Source organism: Escherichia albertii NBRC 107761 = DSM 17582 (assembly GCF_000759775.1).
Lineage (GTDB): Bacteria > Pseudomonadota > Gammaproteobacteria > Enterobacterales > Enterobacteriaceae > Escherichia > Escherichia albertii.
Map to the genome: position 1 here is coordinate 1 of NZ_BBMY01000212.1, position 2,359 is coordinate 2,359.

At 36.6% G+C, this 2,359-nt stretch carries 1 pseudogene; it reads left to right on the forward strand.

Annotated features, from left to right (window positions below):
• Positions 1-488 precede the first annotated feature (488 nt).
• Positions 489-2,359, forward strand: a pseudogene (locus EA14781_RS22415) (S6 family peptidase); the annotation flags it as partial.

Genomic DNA, 2,359 nt, shown 5'->3' on the forward strand with positions numbered 1-2,359 from the left:
CCCACATATAAAATGTGGCTGATACCGACTCTTCCAAACTCCCTGATGCTGGAGTTCAGTGTTTGGAATACGGTACAAAACCAGGTCCAGAGACTAAAACATTATCATCAACCAGAACTACCATATTTCAGGTCATTGAGAGTAAATCCGCTCTAATTATCGGAAAGGTTTTTATCATATCCGCCCCTCTTTATGATTGAAATCGAAAGAATAATAGATAGAATTAAATATGTTTTTTTATTTGCATGTTTTTCTAATTGGTAATTAAATGCAATAAGGTTGTTTTTTAATAATTAAATGGATGTTTATTGTTTATTGTTTGTTTGTCGGATTGATTTGGACGTTTTCATAAGATATAAACATTGGCGAGTTGTTAGTCTGTAGCTCTTATGGTTGAGAGCTTTGTTATCAATGCTAAAATTGTTTTTATCTAATTGATTTCATAATGGACTCCAGATCTGGTGATAAAAACATTATGTGAAAAAATTATGAATAAAATATACGCTTTAAAATATTGTCACGCGACAGGGGTAATGATTGCAGTATCCGAACTGGCCTCCAGAGTAATGAAGAAAGCTGCCCGTGGCAGTCTTTTGGCATTATTAAATTTATCACTGTGTGGTGTTTTTTTGAGCACTGCACAGGCCGCTCAGCTAAATATCAATAATGTTTGGGCAAGAGATTATTTAGACCTTGCACAAAATAAGGGAGTGTTTAAAGCAGGAGCGACCGATGTATCAATTCAACTCAAGAATGGTCAGACGTTCAATTTCCCAAAAGTTCCAATTCCCGATTTCTCGCCAGCCTCAAATAAAGGTGCAACTACATCTATTGGGGGCGCATATAGTGTTACCGCAACCCATAACGGAACTGCCCATCATGCAGTAAGCACTCAAAATTGGGGACAAAGTTCATATAAATATGTAGACAGGATGACAAAGGGGGATTTTGCAGTAACCAGACTTGATAAATTTGTTGTTGAAACCTCTGGTGTAAAAAATTCCGTAGACTTCTCACTCAATAATCATGATGCCCTTGAGCGTTATGGTGTAGATATCAATGGCGAAAAAAAAATTATTGGTTTCAGAGTCGGTGCCGGAATCACTTCTACCATTCAAAATGGTTCTTCATATAATACAGGACAGGCATATAATCCTCTTTTATTAAGTGCCTCAATGTTTCAGTTTAACTGGAATAATAAAAGACCATATAATAATACCACTGCTTTTTATAATGAAACTACCGGGGGCGACAGTGGTTCCGGTTTCTATCTGTATGATAATGTAAAAAAAAGAATGGGTTATGCTTGGTACTCTGTATGGGATAGCAAGCGATGGTACAAATGTTTGGTCTCTTTTTAATCAGTATGATGAAAATACGGTTAATGGTTTAAAAAACAAATTTACTCAAAAAGTCCAGTTAAACAATAATACAATGTCGCTTAATAGTGACAGCTTTACGTTAGTTGGCAATAAAATACAAGTGGAAAAAAATAATAATCACTATAAGGATCTAAGTTTTAGTGGTGGCGGAAATATTAATTTTGACAATAACGTAAACATTGGCTCTGGTGGCCTCATTTTTGATTCCGGGCATCATTACACCGTCACTGGTGAGAATAAAACATTCAAAGGTGCTGGGCTGGATATTGGTGAAAATACTACAGTCGACTGGAATGTGAAAGGGGTTGCTGGTGATAACCTGCATAAAATTGGTGCAGGTACGCTGAACGTTAATGTTTCTCAAGGTAATAATCTGAAAACTGGCAATGGCATTGTTGTATTAAATAGCGCCAATGCATTTAATAATATTTATATGGCCAGTGGTCATGGTGTTGTAAAAATTAATCATGACGCAGCGCTTAACCCAAATAATGATTATAGAGGTATTTTCTTTACTGAAAATGGTGGAACTCTTGATTTAAACGGTTACAATCAAAGTTTTAATAAAATTGCAGCGACCGATACAGGGGCGCTCATAACAAATAGTGCTGTGCAGAAAGCAGCGCTTTCTGTTAATAATCAGTCAAACTATATGTATCATGGTTCTGTTTCAGGTAATACAGAGATAAACCACCAGCTTGATACCAAAAAAGATAATAGTCGCCTGATTCTGGACGGTAATGTTGATATTACAAATGACATTAACATTAAAAATAGCCAGCTCACCATGCAGGGACATGCCACATCTCATGCTGTTTTTAGAGAGGGTGGGACTTCCTGTCTGATACCCGGGGTTCTTTGTGACAAGGATTATGTATCAGGCATACAGCAACAGGAAAATGCTGCAAATAAGAACAATAACACAGATTACAAGACCAATAATCAGGTGTCATCATTTGATCAACCTGACTGGGAGT